This window comes from Fodinicola acaciae, assembly GCF_010993745.1.
GTDB lineage: Bacteria > Actinomycetota > Actinomycetes > Mycobacteriales > HKI-0501 > Fodinicola > Fodinicola acaciae.
Genome location: NZ_WOTN01000002.1, coordinates 529,628 through 546,053, shown reverse-complemented (window position 1 = coordinate 546,053; position 16,426 = coordinate 529,628). Strand labels below are relative to the sequence as shown.

General features: G+C 67.5%; 29 protein-coding genes. All 29 read right to left on the bottom strand.

Annotated elements, in window-relative coordinates; all coding sequences use genetic code 11:
- Positions 1 to 69 precede the first annotated feature (69 nt).
- The gene (gene rpmJ, locus GNX95_RS17925) at positions 70 to 183 is read right to left on the bottom strand and encodes a 50S ribosomal protein L36 (RefSeq protein WP_163508550.1); all 114 of its coding nucleotides are present in this window, start codon (positions 181 to 183) and stop codon (positions 70 to 72) included.
- A gap of 67 nt (positions 184 to 250) precedes the next feature.
- Positions 251 to 472 (bottom strand): translation initiation factor IF-1, encoded by a 222-nt coding sequence (gene infA, locus GNX95_RS17920; protein WP_163508549.1) that lies wholly within the window; start codon positions 470 to 472, stop codon positions 251 to 253.
- Between the two features lie 395 nt (positions 473 to 867).
- Positions 868 to 1,047 (bottom strand): NUDIX hydrolase, encoded by a 180-nt coding sequence (locus GNX95_RS42550; protein ID WP_222853731.1) that lies wholly within the window; start codon positions 1,045 to 1,047, stop codon positions 868 to 870.
- Positions 1,044 to 1,253, bottom strand: a complete 210-nt coding sequence (locus tag GNX95_RS17910; protein WP_163508548.1) for an FmdB family zinc ribbon protein — start codon at positions 1,251 to 1,253, stop codon at positions 1,044 to 1,046. The genes GNX95_RS42550 and GNX95_RS17910 overlap by 4 nt, the downstream gene beginning before the upstream one ends.
- 565 nt (positions 1,254 to 1,818) lie before the next feature.
- Positions 1,819 to 2,634 carry a type I methionyl aminopeptidase gene (gene map, locus GNX95_RS17905; RefSeq protein WP_163508547.1) on the bottom strand — a complete coding sequence of 272 codons (816 nt, stop codon included), beginning with the start codon at positions 2,632 to 2,634 and terminating at the stop codon, positions 1,819 to 1,821.
- The gene (locus tag GNX95_RS17900; protein WP_163508546.1) at positions 2,631 to 3,284 is read right to left on the bottom strand and encodes an adenylate kinase; all 654 of its coding nucleotides are present in this window, start codon (positions 3,282 to 3,284) and stop codon (positions 2,631 to 2,633) included. The genes map and GNX95_RS17900 overlap by 4 nt, the downstream gene beginning before the upstream one ends.
- On the bottom strand, positions 3,284 to 4,630 hold the full coding sequence (secY, locus tag GNX95_RS17895; RefSeq protein ID WP_163508545.1) for a preprotein translocase subunit SecY: 1,347 nt from the start codon (positions 4,628 to 4,630) through the stop codon (positions 3,284 to 3,286). The genes GNX95_RS17900 and secY overlap by 1 nt, the downstream gene beginning before the upstream one ends.
- 210 nt (positions 4,631 to 4,840) lie before the next feature.
- Positions 4,841 to 5,284, bottom strand: a complete 444-nt coding sequence (rplO, locus tag GNX95_RS17890; RefSeq protein ID WP_163508544.1) for a 50S ribosomal protein L15 — start codon at positions 5,282 to 5,284, stop codon at positions 4,841 to 4,843.
- Between the two features lie 2 nt (positions 5,285 to 5,286).
- The gene (gene rpmD, locus GNX95_RS17885; RefSeq protein ID WP_163508543.1) at positions 5,287 to 5,469 is read right to left on the bottom strand and encodes a 50S ribosomal protein L30; all 183 of its coding nucleotides are present in this window, start codon (positions 5,467 to 5,469) and stop codon (positions 5,287 to 5,289) included.
- Position 5,470: 1 nt separating this feature from the next.
- Positions 5,471 to 6,070 (bottom strand): 30S ribosomal protein S5, encoded by a 600-nt coding sequence (gene rpsE / locus GNX95_RS17880; protein WP_163508542.1) that lies wholly within the window; start codon positions 6,068 to 6,070, stop codon positions 5,471 to 5,473.
- 40 nt (positions 6,071 to 6,110) lie between these two features.
- Positions 6,111 to 6,506: a 50S ribosomal protein L18 gene (rplR, locus tag GNX95_RS17875; protein WP_163508541.1), complete on the bottom strand. Its 396-nt coding sequence runs from the start codon at positions 6,504 to 6,506 to the stop codon at positions 6,111 to 6,113.
- Positions 6,506 to 7,045, bottom strand: coding sequence for a 50S ribosomal protein L6 (rplF, locus tag GNX95_RS17870; protein ID WP_163508540.1), 540 nt, complete (start codon positions 7,043 to 7,045; stop codon positions 6,506 to 6,508). Before rplF ends, rplR begins: the two co-directional genes overlap by 1 nt.
- A 15-nt stretch (positions 7,046 to 7,060) precedes the next feature.
- The gene (gene rpsH, locus GNX95_RS17865; RefSeq protein ID WP_163508539.1) at positions 7,061 to 7,468 is read right to left on the bottom strand and encodes a 30S ribosomal protein S8; all 408 of its coding nucleotides are present in this window, start codon (positions 7,466 to 7,468) and stop codon (positions 7,061 to 7,063) included.
- Between the two features lie 81 nt (positions 7,469 to 7,549).
- The gene (locus GNX95_RS17860) at positions 7,550 to 7,735 is read right to left on the bottom strand and encodes a type Z 30S ribosomal protein S14 (RefSeq protein WP_163508538.1); all 186 of its coding nucleotides are present in this window, start codon (positions 7,733 to 7,735) and stop codon (positions 7,550 to 7,552) included.
- A 2-nt stretch (positions 7,736 to 7,737) separates the two neighbouring features.
- On the bottom strand, positions 7,738 to 8,307 hold the full coding sequence (gene rplE, locus GNX95_RS17855; RefSeq protein ID WP_163508537.1) for a 50S ribosomal protein L5: 570 nt from the start codon (positions 8,305 to 8,307) through the stop codon (positions 7,738 to 7,740).
- 2 nt (positions 8,308 to 8,309) lie between these two features.
- Positions 8,310 to 8,624: a 50S ribosomal protein L24 gene (gene rplX / locus GNX95_RS17850; RefSeq protein WP_163510093.1), complete on the bottom strand. Its 315-nt coding sequence runs from the start codon at positions 8,622 to 8,624 to the stop codon at positions 8,310 to 8,312.
- 11 nt (positions 8,625 to 8,635) lie between these two features.
- Positions 8,636 to 9,004 (bottom strand): 50S ribosomal protein L14, encoded by a 369-nt coding sequence (gene rplN, locus GNX95_RS17845; protein WP_163508536.1) that lies wholly within the window; start codon positions 9,002 to 9,004, stop codon positions 8,636 to 8,638.
- Between the two features lie 58 nt (positions 9,005 to 9,062).
- Positions 9,063 to 9,359, bottom strand: a complete 297-nt coding sequence (gene rpsQ, locus GNX95_RS17840) for a 30S ribosomal protein S17 (protein WP_163508535.1) — start codon at positions 9,357 to 9,359, stop codon at positions 9,063 to 9,065.
- On the bottom strand, positions 9,356 to 9,607 hold the full coding sequence (gene rpmC, locus GNX95_RS17835) for a 50S ribosomal protein L29 (protein ID WP_163508534.1): 252 nt from the start codon (positions 9,605 to 9,607) through the stop codon (positions 9,356 to 9,358). The genes rpsQ and rpmC overlap by 4 nt, the downstream gene beginning before the upstream one ends.
- A complete protein-coding gene (rplP, locus tag GNX95_RS17830) occupies positions 9,607 to 10,026 on the bottom strand; it encodes a 50S ribosomal protein L16 (protein WP_163508533.1) in 420 nt (139 codons plus the stop codon). The genes rpmC and rplP overlap by 1 nt, the downstream gene beginning before the upstream one ends.
- Positions 10,027 to 10,029: 3 nt before the next feature.
- On the bottom strand, positions 10,030 to 10,920 hold the full coding sequence (rpsC, locus tag GNX95_RS17825) for a 30S ribosomal protein S3 (RefSeq protein WP_163508532.1): 891 nt from the start codon (positions 10,918 to 10,920) through the stop codon (positions 10,030 to 10,032).
- Positions 10,920 to 11,453 (bottom strand): 50S ribosomal protein L22, encoded by a 534-nt coding sequence (rplV, locus tag GNX95_RS17820; protein ID WP_163508531.1) that lies wholly within the window; start codon positions 11,451 to 11,453, stop codon positions 10,920 to 10,922. The genes rpsC and rplV overlap by 1 nt, the downstream gene beginning before the upstream one ends.
- Positions 11,454 to 11,487: 34 nt before the next feature.
- Positions 11,488 to 11,769, bottom strand: coding sequence for a 30S ribosomal protein S19 (gene rpsS / locus GNX95_RS17815; RefSeq protein WP_163508530.1), 282 nt, complete (start codon positions 11,767 to 11,769; stop codon positions 11,488 to 11,490).
- A gap of 12 nt (positions 11,770 to 11,781) precedes the next feature.
- On the bottom strand, positions 11,782 to 12,615 hold the full coding sequence (rplB, locus tag GNX95_RS17810; RefSeq protein WP_163508529.1) for a 50S ribosomal protein L2: 834 nt from the start codon (positions 12,613 to 12,615) through the stop codon (positions 11,782 to 11,784).
- A 29-nt stretch (positions 12,616 to 12,644) separates the two neighbouring features.
- The gene (gene rplW / locus GNX95_RS17805) at positions 12,645 to 12,965 is read right to left on the bottom strand and encodes a 50S ribosomal protein L23 (RefSeq protein ID WP_163508528.1); all 321 of its coding nucleotides are present in this window, start codon (positions 12,963 to 12,965) and stop codon (positions 12,645 to 12,647) included.
- A complete protein-coding gene (rplD, locus tag GNX95_RS17800) occupies positions 12,962 to 13,717 on the bottom strand; it encodes a 50S ribosomal protein L4 (RefSeq protein ID WP_163508527.1) in 756 nt (251 codons plus the stop codon). Before rplD ends, rplW begins: the two co-directional genes overlap by 4 nt.
- A complete protein-coding gene (gene rplC / locus GNX95_RS17795) occupies positions 13,714 to 14,367 on the bottom strand; it encodes a 50S ribosomal protein L3 (RefSeq protein WP_163508526.1) in 654 nt (217 codons plus the stop codon). Before rplC ends, rplD begins: the two co-directional genes overlap by 4 nt.
- 13 nt (positions 14,368 to 14,380) lie before the next feature.
- Positions 14,381 to 14,689, bottom strand: a complete 309-nt coding sequence (rpsJ, locus tag GNX95_RS17790; protein WP_163508525.1) for a 30S ribosomal protein S10 — start codon at positions 14,687 to 14,689, stop codon at positions 14,381 to 14,383.
- A 385-nt stretch (positions 14,690 to 15,074) separates the two neighbouring features.
- A complete protein-coding gene (gene tuf, locus GNX95_RS17785; protein WP_163508524.1) occupies positions 15,075 to 16,268 on the bottom strand; it encodes an elongation factor Tu in 1,194 nt (397 codons plus the stop codon).
- Between the last annotated feature and the right edge of the window lie 158 nt (positions 16,269 to 16,426).

Sequence of the window (16,426 nt, the reverse complement as noted above, 5' to 3'; positions counted from 1 at the left end):
GGCTCCGGCCTCCGACCGAAGGTGTCCTGACGCTGCCAGGTGCGACGCGTTGTGTGGTTGTGTGGCGGATCAGCCCTGGCGCTGCTTGTGGCGCAGGTTGCTGCAGATCACCATCACGCGACCGTGCCGGCGGATCACCTTGCACTTGTCGCAGATCTTCTTCACGCTCGGCTGAACCTTCACGGCTGCGCTTCTCCTCGTACGTCCGCACCAGCCGTGTGACCAGCGGGAACCTGAAGTGGAAAGGGAACTACTTGTAGCGGTAGACGATGCGGCCACGCGTCAGGTCGTACGGAGAGAGCTCCACGACAACCCGGTCCTCGGGCAGGATACGGATGTAGTTCTGCCGCATCTTGCCGCTGATGTGGGCGAGGACCTTGTGACCGTTCTGCAGCTCGACGCGAAACATCGCGTTCGGCAGCGGCTCGACCACCCGACCCTCGATCTCGATGGCGCCGTCCTTCTTCGGCATGTCCTCCGCAATCGTGTCGTACCAGAACCTGTTCGAGACATGCCGTTAGGCTGGGTCTCGCTGGAGCGCCACAGGCCACGTAAGCGGACGTCGAGCGCCAACCAAGAAGTGTACGCCGCACGGCGCGATGTCTTCCAATCGCCCCCGGCGCACGCCGGTCAGTCGACGCTGCCGGCCGAATGCGACACGTCAAGTGTACGCCGCCCGGCTGGTGGACACCGGTCCGCGTCGCCGGCCGCCAGCCAGTCCAGCTCGGCGATCTCAGAGCCTGTTGGTAAACGGTGGTGCGCGAGAGTCGAGATCCAAACGTCGCTCTGCCGGTGCCGGACGGAGCCCCAAATAGCAGCGCTATGGTGGGGTTTCGTCCGGTGCCGGCAGGCGGTGTTTGGGCTCGGCTATCGCGTGCCGCCGATTACCGACAGGCTCTCACGTCCCGGCCGCGGCGCGACATCGCTCTCACCGGGCTCGCGCTTGCCGCCGGGCGGATAGAACTTGTCCTTGCCGCGCGTACGCACCGACAGCAGCCGCCGGTCGCGTACGTGGATCCAGGCCAGCGAGTCGATCGCCTCGCTCATCCGCCGCAACCGCAGGCGCCACCACAACAACCGCCACCGGCCGGCGCACCCCCGCCGGCCCGCCCGGTGAGCGCGACCGTCGTGAGCAGTTTCACCGTGTCGTCGTGACCGGTGGGGCATGTGGCCGGCGCCGACGACTCGCTCATCGGCCGCTGTTGCTCGAACTGGGTGTCGCACTCCCGACACCGGTACGCGTACGTGGGCATGGCCTCATGTTCGCATGGCCACCATGCGTGCGTTGAGCCCTCAGCTACTGTCCGAAAAACTAGGCATCGATGCCCTCCGGCCGGCGCGCACCTGGGTCAGGTCAGAGCACACCTCGCCGTGACCAAACACGTTGATGTAACGCTAAATGCCCGTCTTGCCGGTTTGGGCGAGGGTGGCAAGGCCCCCTTACGTGCATCCAGCGCACGCGAGGAGGCCTTACTTGCATCGAGGCTGTTACGGATGTGACTCCTGTGGCTGGCGACTCAGTTGAGGCGCCCCACCGAGGTAATACTTGCTTAACAGGGCATCAAACTAGGACAAACGACCACCGCAAGCCGCGCCCGGCAGTCGAAATCGGCCGACATGACGGGCTCCCAGCACGCGGCTGTCCACCCCACAAACCCAACCGCACCGCGGCACCCACCCCACCACGAACAAACCCGCGCCCTCCCCTTGAGGTCGCCCGCCGCACAGGCGCAACCACCCCAAACGCAACAACCAGAAGACCCAACACCCGAAACCCACACACCCGACCGCAGTACGCATCAAGCGAGTGCGTAGGTCTCAGCGGGCCTTCTCGCTCACCGCGGCACCTAGCGCCGACGCTCCACCGTCGGCGGCGGTCAGGACCCATGGACCGGAGTCGGTGAGCGCGATCGTGTGTTCCCAGTGCGCCGACACGGACCCGTCGTCGGTCTCCACGGTCCAGCCGTCGGAGAGCTCACTGACCTCGGGATCCCCGTAGGTGATCATCGGCTCGATCGCCAGCGCCATGCCGGCCACCAACCGCGGCCCCTTGCCTGGTTTGCCGAAGTTGAGGATGTGTGGCTCCATGTGCATCTCGGTGCCGATGCCGTGGCCGCCGTAGCCGGCCACGATCCCGTACGACTCACCGACGGCGGTCTCCACGGCGTGGCTGATGTCGGTCAGCCGGCCGCCGACCACCGCGGCGGCGATCCCCGCCCACATCGACTTCTCGCACACCGACGACATCCGCAGGTAGTCCTGCTTGACCGCGCCGACCGGCAGGGTCACCGCGGAGTCGCCGTGCCAGCCGTCCAGGATCGCGCCGCAGTCGATCGAGATCAGGTCGCCGTCGGCCAGGACCTGTGTCGACCTCGGGATGCCGTGCACGACCTGTTGGTTCACCGACGCGCAGATCGACGCCGGAAAGCCGTGATAGCCCTTGAACGACGGTACGGCCCCTTCGGACCTGATGGACTCCTCCGCGATCGCGTCCAGCTCGGCCGTGCTCACACCGGCGCGTACGGCCGCCGTCGCGGCCGCCAGGGCGCGTTGTACGACCAGGCCGGCGGCGCGCATGGCGTCGAGCTCACCGGGCGTCTTGAGCTGGATCGTGGACCGGCGGAACGGCCTCATTTGTTGAACGGCTCGAGCGCGTCGATCGCGCGCTGCGTGATGTCCTCGACCGGGCCGGTCGCGTCGATGCCGACGAGCTTGCCCTGAGCGCCGTAGTAGTCGACCAGCGGCGCGGTCGACTCGGCATACACGCGCAACCGCTCGGCGACCGTCTCCGGCTTGTCGTCGTCACGCTGGTAGAGCTCGCCGCCGCACCGGTCGCAGACACCCTCGACCTTGGTGGGGTCGAACTCGACGTGCCAGATCCGGCCGCAGCCGCGGCACTGCCGGCGACCGCTCAGCCGGCGGATGACCTCGTCGTCGTCGACGACCAGCTCCAGCACGACGTCCAGCGGGGTGGCGGCCTTGTCCAGCAGCTCGTCCAGGTTTTCCGCCTGCGGGATCGTCCGCGGGAAGCCGTCGAGCAGGAACCCGTCGGCGGCGTCCGGCTCGTCCAGCCGGTCGCGGACCATCTTGATGGTCACCTCGTCCGGCACCAGCAGCCCGGCGTCCATGTATTTCTTCGCCTCGACGCCGAGCGGCGTCTTCTGGCCCACGTTGGCGCGGAAGATGTCCCCGGTGCTGATTTTCGGCACCGAGAGATGAGCGGCGATGAATTCGGCTTGTGTCCCCTTGCCCGCGCCGGGGGGACCGACCAGTACCAGCCGCACTACCGGAGGAATCCTTCGTAGTTCCGCTGCATCAGCTGGCTGTCGATCTGTTTCACCGTCTCCAGGCCGACACCGACCATGATGAGCACCGCGGTGCCACCGAACGGGAAGTTCTGGGTGTTCTGCGCGCCGCCGGCCAGGTTGATGAACAGGTTGGGCAGGATCGCGATGACACCGAGATACAGCGAGCCGGGCAGGGTGATCCGGGACAGGATGAAGTCCAGGTATTCCGCCGTCGGCCGGCCGGGCCGGATGCCTGGTACGAACCCGCCGTACTTGCGCATGTTGTCGGCGACGTCGGTCGGGTTGAAGGTGATCGCCACGTAGAAGTAGGTGAAGAAGATGATCAGCGCGAAGTAGATCAGGATGTAGGACCACTTGCTCGGGTCCACGATCCACCGCTGGATGAACGTGCCGACCGCGCTGCTGTTCTGCGGGTCGACCAGCTGGGTGATCAGCTGCGGCAGGTAGAGCAGCGAGGACGCGAAGATCACCGGGATGACACCGGCCTGGTTGACCTTCAGCGGGATGTAGGTCGAGGTGCCGCCGTACATCCGCCGGCCGATCATCCGCTTCGCGTACTGCACCGGCACCCGCCGTTGCGCCTGCTCGATGAACACCACCGCGGTGATGACCACGACGCCGATGATGCAGACGATGATGAAGGGGACGATGCCCTTCTGGTAGATCGAGCCACCCTCGGCCGGGATGCGGGCCGCGATGTTGGTGAAGATCAGCACCGACATGCCGTTGCCGACACCCTTGTCGGTGATCAGCTCGCCCAGCCACATGATGACGGCGGTGCCGGCGGTCATCGTGATGACCAGGGTGGTCAGCGTCAGCCAGTACGGCATGTGGGTGCTAACCGGGATGATCGGGTTGGTGTTGGGGTCGCAGTTCTGCGCGCCGCCGAACAGCTGGCCCGACCGCGCCAGCGCGATGTAGCCGGTGGTCTGCAGGATCGCCAGGCCGATGGTCAGATAGCGGGTGTACTGGGTGATCTTGGCCTGGCCGGCCTGGCCTTCCTTCTTCAGCTGCTCAAGCCGCGGGATGACCACGACGAGCAGCTGCAGGATGATGCTGGCGGTGATGTAGGGCATGATGCCGAGCGCGAACACCGTCAGGTGCAGCAGCGCTCCGCCGGAGAACAGGTTGAGCAGGGTGAAGACGTCTTCGGTCTTGCCGTTGGCGGAGGCGGTGTCGATACACTTCGTCACGTTCGCGTACGAAATGCCGGGAGACGGCAGCGTCGCGCCGAGCCGGTAGATTGCCAGGATCAGCAGCGTGAAGAGGATCTTCTTGCGCAGGTCGGGCGTACGGAAAGCCCTCCCGAAAGCGGCGAGCACATGTCCTCCTGCGCGCGGACCGGCCGGCGATCCGCATATAGGTTTCCAAGTCCGGGGTCGGGCCCCGGCCAACCGATTGATGGTATGTCAGGCGCCTCCGGCCATCGGCCAGAGGCGTCGAATGCAGACCCTAACAGGCAGTTGTGAGCGGAGGCACGATCCCACCGGAATCGGAACCGATTCGGGGGAAAGTGACTCCGCTCGACAACTCTAGAGCTCTTCGGCCTTGCCGCCGGCGGCGGCGATCTTCTCTTTTGCCGAAGCGGAGAAGGCGTGCGCCTTCACGGTCAGCTTCACGCCGCCGAGGTCGCCGGTGCCGAGCACCTTGACCAGCTTGTTCTTGCGTACGGCGCCGGCTGCGACCAGCTCGTCGACGCCGACCTCGCCGCCCTGCGGGAACAGCTCGGCCAGCCGGTCCAGGTTGACCACCTGGTATTCGACCTTGAACCGGTTCTTGAAGCCCTTCAGCTTCGGCAGCCGCATGTACAGCGGCATCTGGCCGCCTTCGAAGCCGGCCCGCACCTGGTAGCGAGCCTTGGTGCCCTTCGTACCGCGGCCGGCCGTCTTGCCCTTGGAGCCCTCACCGCGGCCGACCCGGGTCTTCGCGGTGTGCGAACCGGGGGCCGGGCGAAGGTGGTGGACCTTCAGTGCCATGGCTATTCGACCTCCTCGACCCGGACCAGGTGGGTCACGGTCTTGACCATGCCCCTGATCTCAGGCCGATCCTCTTTGACGACCACGTCGTGGATCCGCTTGAGACCCAGCGAGCGCAGGGTGTCCCGCTGGTTCTGCTTGTTGCCGATCCCGGACCGGATCTGGGTGACCTTCAGGCGTGCCATCTCATGCCCCCGAACCGGCACGAGCCCGCAGCATGGCGGCCGGAGCCACGTCCTCCAGCGGCAGGCCGCGGCGGGCCGCGATCTCCTCGGGACGCTTCAGCTCACGCAGCGCCTGTACGGTCGCGTGCACGATGTTGATCGGATTCGACGAGCCGAGGCTCTTGCTCAGCACGTCGTGGATGCCGGCGCACTCCAGCACGGCACGCACCGGACCGCCGGCGATCACACCGGTTCCCGGGCTGGCCGGCTTGAGGAGTACGACACCGGCCGCCGCCTCACCCTGCACCGGGTGCGGGATGGTGGCGCCGATCCGCGGCACCTTGAAGAAGTTCTTCTTGGCCTCCTCGACACCCTTGGCGATCGCCGAGGGCACCTCCTTGGCCTTGCCGTAGCCGACCCCGACGTTGCCGTCGCCGTCACCGACCACCATGAGCGCGGTGAAGCTGAACCGGCGGCCGCCCTGGACGACCTTGGCGACCCGGTTGACGGTGATCAACCGTTCGATGTGCGGCGACTTCTCCGGAGCGGACCCGCCCCGGCCGCCGTCCCGGCGGTCGCGGCGCTCGCCGCCTCCTCCGCCTCGGCGCTGCTGACCAGGCATCAGGCGTTCCCTCCAGTGTTCCTGCTCGTCATGCCAATCATCAGAACTTCAGGCCGCCTTCCCTGGCCGCTTCGGCCAGCGCGGCGATCCGGCCCTGGTAGGTCTGGCCGGCGCGGTCGAAGACCACCGCCTCGATCCCCAGCGCCTTGGCCCGCTCGGCCAGCAACGCGCCGACCTTGCTGGCCAGCGACTTCTTGTCGCCGTCGGCGCCACGGATCGACGCGTCCAGCGTCGACGCGGCGGCGAGCGTACGACCGGCCCGGTCGTCAATCAGCTGCACGTGGATGTGCCGGGTCGACCGGTTGACCACCAGGCGCGGCCGCGCCTCGGTGCCGACGACCTTCTTGCGGATCCGGAAATGCCGGCGGGCCTTGCCGATCCGGCGCGCCTGCGACGCGTTGGCCGAAGCCGAGCGGCGCAGCAGAGTGGCACCCATTACTTACCAGCCTTTCCAGCCTTGCGGCGTACGGCTTCACCCTGGTAGCGCACGCCCTTGCCCTTGTACGGCTCTGGCGGACGGATCTTGCGGATCTTCGCCGCGGTCTCGCCGACCAGCTGCTTGTCGATGCCCTCGACCGAGAAGATCGTCGGACGCTCGACCTTGAAGGTGATCCCGGCCGGCGCCTTCACCAGCACCGGGTGGCTGAACCCGAGCGCGAACTCCAGGTCCTGGCCCTTGGCGGTGACGCGGTAACCCGTACCGACGATCTCCAGCGTCTTCGCGTATCCCTGCGTGACACCGGTGATCAGGTTGGCGACCAGCGTGCGCGAGAGGCCGTGCAGCGCGCGGTTGCGCGGCTCGTCGTCGGGCCGGCCGATCTGCACCGCGCCGTCTTCGGCGCGCTCGACCGTCAGCGGCGCGACCACCGTGTGGCTGAGCTCGCCCTTGGGGCCCTTGACCTTCACGGTCTGGCCGTCGATGGTGACGTCCACCCCGGTTGGCACCGGGATGGGCAGCCGTCCAATTCGTGACATCTTCGCTCCTCCCGGCTACCAGACGTAGGCGAGGACTTCCCCGCCCACTCCGCGTTTGTTGCACTGCCGGTCGGTGAGCAGGCCGGAGGACGTGGAGATGATCGCCACGCCAAGGCCGCCGAGCACCTTCGGCAGGCTGGTGGACTTCGCGTAGACCCGCAGGCCCGGCTTGGAGACCCGGCGGACACCGGCGATGCTGCGCTCCCGGTTCGGGCCGTACTTCAGCTCGATGGTCAGCTTCTTGCCGACCTCGCCCTCAGCCGGCTCGTGGACCGTCCAGCTGGAGATGTAGCCCTCCTGCTGGAGGATCTCGGCGATGTGCGACTTGAGCTTCGAGAACGGCATGTCCACGGTGTCGTGGTAAGCCGAATTCGCGTTACGCAGACGGGTCAGCATGTCTGCGATGGGGTCTGTCATGGTCATGGGCTTAGTGCCTTTCTCGCCGTGGTACCCGCGCGCGGCTTACCGCACCGGGCCTGCGGCGAAGGGAGGTCGTAAAGGTGGTCACCAGGAGGACTTGGTCACGCCGGGAAGCTCGCCACGGTGCGCCATCTCGCGTACGCAGATGCGGCAGAGCCCGAAGGCCCGGAACACCGCGCGCGAGCGTCCGCAGCGCTGGCAGCGGGTGTAACCGCGCACCTTGAACTTCGGTTTGCGCGCGGCCTTCTCGACAAGCGCCTTCTTCGCCATGCTCAGTTCTCCTTGAAGGGGAAGCCGAGCCGCTTGAGCAGCGCACGGCCTTCCTCGTCGGTCTTCGCCGTCGTGACCACGGTGATGTCCATGCCGCGGGTACGGTCGATGGAGTCGATGTTGATCTCGTGGAACATCGACTGCTCGGTGAGCCCGAACGTGTAGTTGCCGTTGCCGTCGAACTGCTGGTCGGACAGGCCACGGAAGTCGCGGATCCGGGGCAGCGCGATGGACAGCAGCCGGTCGGCGAACTCCCACATCCGGTCGCCGCGCAGCGTCACCTTCGCGCCGATCGGCTGGCCCTCGCGCAGCTTGAACTGCGCGATGGACTTGCGCGCCCGGCGGATCTGCGGCTTCTGGCCGGTGATCAGCGACAGGTCACGGACCGCGCCGTCGATCAGCTTCGCGTCCCGCGCGGCGTCGCCGACACCGCTGTTGACCACGATCTTGACCAGCCGCGGGATCTGCATGACGTTGCCGTATCCGAACTGCTCACGCAGCGCCGGCGCGATCTGTTCGGCGTACCGGGTCTTCAGCCGCGGTACGACCCTGTTTTCCGTTGCGGTGGTCATGCTCAGATGTCCTTACCAGTGCGCCGCGAGACCCGTACGGTGCGGCCTTCTTCGTCCTTGCGGCGGCCGACCCGGGTCGGCTTGCCGTCGCCGTCGATCACCATCACGTTGCTGACGCTGATCGGCGCCTCCTGCGTGACGATGCCGCCGGTCTTGGCACCGCGCTGGGTGGTGGACACCCGCGTGTGCTTCTTGACCCGGTTGACACCCTCGACCAGCACCTTGCCGGTCTCCGGGTAGGCCACCATCACCTTGCCCTTGGTGCCCTTGTCCTTACCGGCGATCACCAGCACCGTGTCGCCCTTTTTCACCTTCAACGACGGCATGGCTACAGCACCTCCGGGGCCAGCGAGATGATCTTCATGAACCGCTTGTCCCGCAGCTCCCGGCCGACCGGGCCGAAGATACGGGTGCCACGCGGGTCCCCGCCGTCGCGGATCAGCACCGCGGCGTTCTCGTCGAATCGGATGTAGGAGCCGTCCGGGCGGCGCTTTTCTTTCACGGTGCGGACCACGACGGCCTTGACCACGTCACCGCGCTTGACACCAGCGCCGGGGATGGCGTCCTTCACGGTGCCAACGATGATGTCGCCGATGCCGGCGTAGCGGCGACCGGAGCCGCCGAGCACCCGGATGCAAAGGATCTCCTTCGCACCGGTGTTGTCGGCGACGCGCAGTCGCGACTCCTGCTGGATCACGTCAACTCCTGTATGTCGCGCCGGTTCTCGCTCGTCGCGAGCCTGGCCGAACGGGTAATTACTTGGCCTTCTCGAGGATTTCCACGACGCGCCAGCGCTTGGTCGCCGACAGCGGACGGGTCTCCATGAGCAGTACGCGGTCGCCGACGCCGGCGGTGTTGCCCTCGTCGTGCGCCTTGAGCTTGCTGGTACGACGCATGACCTTGCCGTACAGCCGGTGCTTGACCCGGTCCTCGACGGCGACGACGACGGTCTTGTCCATCTTGTCGCTGACCACCAGGCCCTGGCGGGTCTTGCGGTGGCGCTCCCGCGCCTGCGGCTGCTCCTGCTCGGTCACGTTCTCGCTCTCGCTCATGCCGACACCTCTTCGGCCTTCTCGTCGCTGACCGCGTCCGGCGCGGTGCTCAGACCCAGCTCCCGCTCCCGCATGACCGTGTAGATCCGCGCGATCTCGCGGCGGACCGTACGCAGCCGGCGATTGTTGTCCAGCTGGCCGGTCGCGTTCTGGAAGCGCAGGTTGAACAGCTCTTCCTTGGCCTCGGTCAGCTTGGTCGCCAGCTCGTCGTCGAGCAGCTCGCGCAGCTCGTTAGCAGCCGCCGGCATCAGATTTCACCTGCTTCACGTTTGACGACCCTGCACTTCATCGGGAGCTTGTGGATCGCGCGGCGCATGGCCTCACGCGCGATCTGCTCGTTCGGGTACGCCAGCTCGAAGAGCACGCGTCCCGGCTTGATGTTGGCGACCCACCACTCCGGCGAACCCTTACCGGAACCCATCCGGGTCTCGGCCGGCTTCTTGGTCAGCGGACGGTCCGGGTAGATGTTGATCCACACCTTGCCGCCACGGCGGATGTGCCGGGTGATGGCGATACGGGCCGACTCGATCTGCCGGTTGGTCACGTACGCCGGCTCCAGCGCCTGGATGCCGTACTCACCGAACGCCACCTTGGTGCCGCCCTTGGCGGCGCCGGAGCGCTTGGGGTGGTGCTGCTTGCGGTGTTTGACCCTGCGAGGGATCAGCATGACTCAGCCCTCCTTGGGTGCTTCGGTGCTGGCCGGCGGTGGAGCGGTGTCGGCGGCGGGCGACTCTACGGCCGGTGCGGCGGCCGGAGCCTCGGTGGCCGGACCCGCGGTCGGCGCGGCCGCGGCCTGCTGGCCACCGTCACGCTGGCCACCGCGACCACCACGGCCGCCGCCACCCTGACCACCCTGGCCGCCACGGCGGCGCTGCGGACGGTCACGACGCTGCTGGCGCAGCGCGGCCTCGGCGGCCTCGCGCTCGGCGCGGCTCTGCACCACGTCGCCCTTGTAGATCCAGACCTTCACGCCGATCCGGCCGAAGGTCGTGCGGGCCTCGTACAGGCCGTAGTCGATGTTGGCGCGCAGCGTGTGCAGCGGCACGCGACCCTCGCGATAGAACTCCGAGCGGCTCATCTCGGCGCCGCCGAGGCGGCCGGAGCACTGCACCCGGATGCCCTTGACGCCGGGGCTCTTCATCGCGGCCTGGATCGCCTTGCGCATGGCACGGCGGAACGCGACGCGGCTGGACAGCTGCTCGGCGACCGCCTGCGCGGCCAGCTGAGCGTCGGCCTCCGGGTTCTTCACCTCGAGGACGTTGAGCTGCACCTGCTTGCCGGTGAGCTTCTCCAGCTCGCCGCGGATCCGGTCGGCCTCCGCGCCGCGGCGGCCGATCACGATGCCGGGACGCGCGGTGTGGATGTCGACTCGTACGCGGTCACGCGTGCGCTCGATCTCGACGCGCGCGATGCCGGCCCGCTCCATGCCCTTGGACATGAGCTTGCGGATCTTCACGTCCTCGGCGACGTACTCGGCATACGACTTGTCCGCGTACCACCGCGACTTCCAGTCGGTCGTGATGCCGAGCCGGAAACCGTGCGGGTTGACTTTCTGACCCATTACTCGGTGCTCTCCTTCGCGGACGAACTCGTCGACTCCTCAGACGACGCATCCGTGGTCGCCTTGCTGCTTGCCGTCTTGGCGGGCTTCGCGTCGGCCTTGCGAGCCGCGCGCTTGCTGGCCCGGGTCGGCTTCTCCGCGAGCGCGCTCTCCACGACCACGGTGATGTGGCTGGAGCGCTTGCGGATCCGGTACGCGCGGCCGTGCGCACGCGGCCGGAAGCGCTTGAGCGTCGGGCCCTCGTCCACCAGCACCTGGGTGACCCGCAGCGTGTCCGGGTCGAGGCGCTCGTTGTTCTCCGCGTTCGCGACCGCGCTGGCCAGCACCGTGTACACCGGCTCGCTGGCCGCCTGCGGCGCGAACCGGAGCAGCGTCAGCGCCTCGTTGGCCGGCAGGCCGCGGATCAGGTCGACGACCCGGCGGACCTTGGTCGGGCTGATCCGCACGTAGCGGGCCCGAGCGATCGCGCCAGGCGCGTCGCCGAGCAGGCGTTCGCGCCGCAGGTTCACGCGGCTGCCTTCTACTACTGCCATTTCTCAGTCAGTCCCTGTCTGGATCCTCGGCCGCTTAGCGGCGGCGAGCCTTCCGGTCGTCCTTCTCGTGACCCTTGAACGTCCGGGTCGGCGCGAACTCGCCGAGCTTGTGCCCGACCATCGACTCGGTGATGAACACCGGCACGTGCTTGCGGCCGTCATGCACGGCGATCGTGTGGCCGACCATGTCGGGGATGATCGTCGAGCGGCGGGACCAGGTCTTGATGACGTTCTTGGTGCCCTTGTCGTTCTGCACGTCCACCTTCTTGAGCAGGTGGTCGTCGACGAACGGGCCCTTCTTCAGGCTGCGTGGCATTGATCAGACTCCTCAGCGCTTCTTGCCGGTGCGCCGGCGACGGACGATCAGTGCATCGCTGGCCTTCTTCTTGCGGGTGCGGCCCTCCGGCTTACCCTTCGGGTTCACCGGGTGGCGACCGCCGGAGGTCTTGCCCTCACCACCGCCGTGCGGGTGGTCGATCGGGTTCATCGCGACACCGCGGACCTGCGGACGCTTGCCCTTCCAGCGCATCCGGCCGGCCTTGCCCCAGTTGATGTTCGACTGCTCGGCGTTGCCGACCTCGCCGACGCTGGCGCGGCAGCGTACGTCCACGTTGCGGATCTCACCGGAAGGCATCCGCAGCTGCGCGTACGGACCGTCCTTGGCGACCAGCTGCACGGAGGAGCCGGCCGACCGGGCGATCTTCGCGCCGCCGCCGGGCCGCAGCTCGATGGCGTGTACGACCGTGCCGACCGGGATGTTGCGCAGCGGCAGGTTGTTGCCGGGCTTGATGTCGGCCGACGGGCCGGTCTCCACCCGGTCACCCTGCTTGAGCCGGGTCGGCGCGATGATGTAGCGCTTCTCGCCGTCGGCGTAGTGCAGCAGCGCGATCCGCGCGGTGCGGTTGGGGTCGTACTCGATGTGCGCGACCTTCGCCGGCACGCCGTCCTTGTCCGCGCGGCGGAAGTCGACCAGCCGGTAGGCCCGCTTGTGGCCACCGCCCTGGTGCCGGGTGGTGACCCGGCCGTGCACGTTCCGGCCTCCGGACTTGCTCAGCGGACGGACCAGCGACTTCTCCGGCGTGGACCGGGTGATCTCGACGAAGTCGGCCACGCTCGAGCCGCGCCGGCCCGGCGTCGTCGGCTTGTACTTGCGGATGCCCATGTCTATGAATCCCTGTTGTCTCTACCCGGTCAGCCGACCGGACCGCCGAAGATCTCGATGCGCTCGCCTGGTGCGAGGGTGACCACCGCGCGCTTGGTCTCCTTGCGGTGACCGAAGATCGTGGTCGTGTGGCCGTTGCGGCCGAACACCATCCGCTTGCGCTTGCCGGGCCGGTTGAGCGTGTTGACGTTGAGGACCTTCACGCCGAAGACCTGCTGTACGGCGATCTTGATCTCGGTCTTGTTGGCGTGCGGCGCCACCTCGAAGGTGTACTTGCCCTCGTCCAACAGGCTGTAGCTCTTCTCCGAGATGACCGGCTTGATCAGGATGTCGCGCGGGTTGGCGCTCATTTCTCACCCTCCTCCGCGGCGTCGGCCTTCTTCTTCGCGGTCTTCTTGGCGGCCGGCTTGGCGTCGGCGTCGTCCTTCTCGACCGAGGTCTTCTTCGCCGGCTCGGTGGCCGGCGCCAGCTCCAGGTCGCCGCCGACGAAGCTGGTCAGCGCTGCGGCGGTGAACACCACGTCGTCGTTGACCAGCACGTCGTAGGTGTTGAGCTGGTCGGCGAACAGCAGGTGCACGGTCGGCACGTTGCGCAGGCTCAGCAACGTCAGCTCGTCGTCACGCTCCAGGACGACCAGCACGCGCTTGGCCTCGGTGACCGCCTTCAGCGTGGCCAACGCGGTCTTGGTCGACGGCTTCTCACCGGTGACCAGCGCCTCGACCACGTGGATGCGGCCGTCACGGGCCCGGTCGGAGAGCGCGCCGCGCAGCGCGGCGGCCTTCATCTTCTTCGGGGTCTTCTTCGCGTACGACCGCGGCTGCGGGCCGTGCACGACGCCACCGCCGGTGAACTGCGGCGCGCGGGTCGAGCCCTGGCGGGCCCGGCCGGTGCCCTTCTGCCGGTACGGCTTCGCGCCGCCACCGGACACCTGGCCGCGGGTCTTGGTCGCGTGCGTCCCCTGGCGCGCGGCGGCCAGCTGGGCCACCACGACCTGGTGCATCAACGGGATGTTGGCCTGCACGTCGAACAGCTCAGCCGGCAGCTCGACGCTGCCGGAGGCCGAACCCTCCGCGGTCAGCACGTTCACGGTCAGTGCGCTCATTTCGCGACACCACCCTTCGCGGCGCTCTTGACCAGCACCAGGCCGCCGTTCGGGCCGGGGATCGCGCCCTTGATCAGCAGCAGGCCCTTCTCGGCGTCCACCGCGTGCACGGTCAGGTTGGTGGTGGTCGTCTTCACGTTGCCCATCCGGCCGGCCATCCGCAGGCCCTTGAAGACCCGGCCCGGCGTGGCGCAGCCACCGATGGAGCCGGGAGCACGGTGCTTGCGCTGCGTGCCGTGACCGGCGCCGAGACCGCGGAAGCCGTGCCGCTTCATGACACCGGCGGTGCCCTTGCCCTTGCTGGTGCCGACGACGTCGACCTTCACGCCGGCCTCGAAGACCTCGGCGGTCAGCTCCTGGCCGACCTCGTACGAGCTGGCGTCGGTGGTGCGCAGCTCGACCACGTGCCGCCGCGGCGCCACTCCAGCCTTGCCGAAGTGTCCGGCCTGCGGCTTGTTGACCTTGCGCGGGTCGATGGCGCCGAACGCCAGCTGGACGGCGTTGTAGCCGTCGGTGTCCGGCGTCCGGATCTGCGTCACGACGTTGGGCCCGGCCTGCACGACGGTCACCGGCACGATCCGGCTGTTCTCGTCGAAGACCTGGGTCATGCCGAGCTTCGCACCCAGGATGCCCGTCACTTGCTTTTCCATAGCGGTTCGGCCCCTACAGCTTGATCTCGATGTCGACGCCGGCCGGCAGGTCCAGCCGCATGAGCGAGTCGACCGTCTTCGGAGTCGGGTCGAGGATGTCGATGAGCCGCTTGTGCGTACGCATCTCGAAGTGTTCGCGCGAGTCCTTGTCCTTGTGCGGAGAGCGGATCACGCAGTACACGTTCTTCTCGGTTGGCAGCGGCACCGGGCCCGCGACCGACGCACCGGTACGCGTCACCGTGTCGACGATCTTGCGCGCCGACGAGTCGATGACCTCGTGGTCGTAGGCCTTGAGCCGGATGCGGATCTTCTGTCCCGCCATGGCGTCGTTACGTTCCTTCTCTCGTACCGCTGCGGCTGGCCGTCCCGCCTCGCGAGGCGGCCACACCCTTCAATACTCACGGTTTGTCCGACCCCCGCGGTCGGGCGTGTCGGACTTGGACCCAGACCTCAGTCCCGTGCACCAATCTCCGGGAGGGGGTGTGATCCCCTCAACCGGCGGTCGGGCCAGAAGTCCGTCTCCCTCGCGCGAGTCGTGCGACCCGCACACTTGCCTCTGCTCGCTTGCCGGGCGCCCGGAGCCTTCGGCGCAACCGCCGGGTCTCCGGTCACCCGCAATGAGCAACCTTCGCAGTATGCCTGACCGTGTCAGACACAAGCCAACCGGGGTGGGCCCCAGTGGTGGGGCTCACCCCGGTTGACGGGTGCTACTTGATGATCTTGGTGACCTGGCCGGCGCCGACGGTGCGGCCACCCTCGCGGATGGCGAACCGCAGGCCCTCCTCCATGGCGACCGGCTGGATCAGCTGGACCGTCATGTTGGTGTCGTCACCCGGCATGACCATCTCGGTGCCCTCGGGGAGGGTCACGACGCCGGTCACGTCCGTCGTGCGGAAGTAGAACTGCGGCCGGTAGTTGTTGAAGAACGGCGTGTGCCGGCCACCCTCGTCCTTGGACAGGATGTAGACCCGGCCCTCGAACTCGGTGTGCGGGGTGGTGGTGCCCGGCTTGATGACGACCTGGCCGCGCTCCACATCCTCACGCTTGATGCCACGCAGCAGCAGCGCCACGTTCTCACCGGCGCGCGCCTCGTCGAGGATCTTGCGGAACATCTCGACGCTGGTGACCGTAGTGGACTGCTTGGCCTCACGGATGCCGACGATGTCGACGGTCTCGTTGACCTTCAGCACACCGCGCTCGACACGACCGGTGACGACGGTGCCACGACCGGTGATGGTGAAGACGTCCTCGATCGGCATCAGGAACGGCTTCTCGGTGTCGCGCTCCGGCTCGGCCACGGACTCGTCGACCGCGTCCATGAGCTCCATGAGCTTCTCGCTCCACTCGGCGTCGCCTTCCAGCGCCTTCAGCGCGGAGACGCGTACGACCGGCACGTCGTCGCCGGGGAACTCCTGCGAGGTCAGCAGCTCGCGGACCTCCAGCTCGACGAGCTCCAGGATCTCCTCGTCGTCGACCATGTCGGCCTTGTTCAGCGCGACCACGATGTAGGGCACGTTGACCTGGCGGGCCAGGATGACGTGCTCACGGGTCTGCGGCATCGGGCCGTCGGTGGCCGACACGACCAGGATCGCGCCGTCCATCTGGGCGGCACCGGTGATCATGTTCTTGATGTAGTCGGCGTGACCGGGGCAGTCGACGTGCGCGTAGTGCCGCTTCTCGGTCTGGTACTCGACGTGCGCGATCGAGATCGTGATGCCGCGCTGCCGCTCCTCCGGCGCCTTGTCGATCTGGTCGAACGGCGTGAAGGGGTTGATCTCGGGATATTTGTCGTGCAGGACCTTGGTGATGGCCGCGGTCAGCGTGGTCTTGCCATGGTCGATGTGACCGATGGTGCCGATGTTGACGTGCGGCTTGGTCCGCTCGAACTTGGCCTTCGCCACTGTGGTCCTCCTGTGGACTCTTTCTCTGTGCTCCGCCGGTGGTCTCGGCCGAAGAGCGTACTGGTTGTGTTTTGGACGGAATTAACCGGCCATCACTTGGGAGTCTTCGCCACCTGGGTTTTTCTTCGGTGGTGCCGATTCCGGGTGACCAGGTCGGC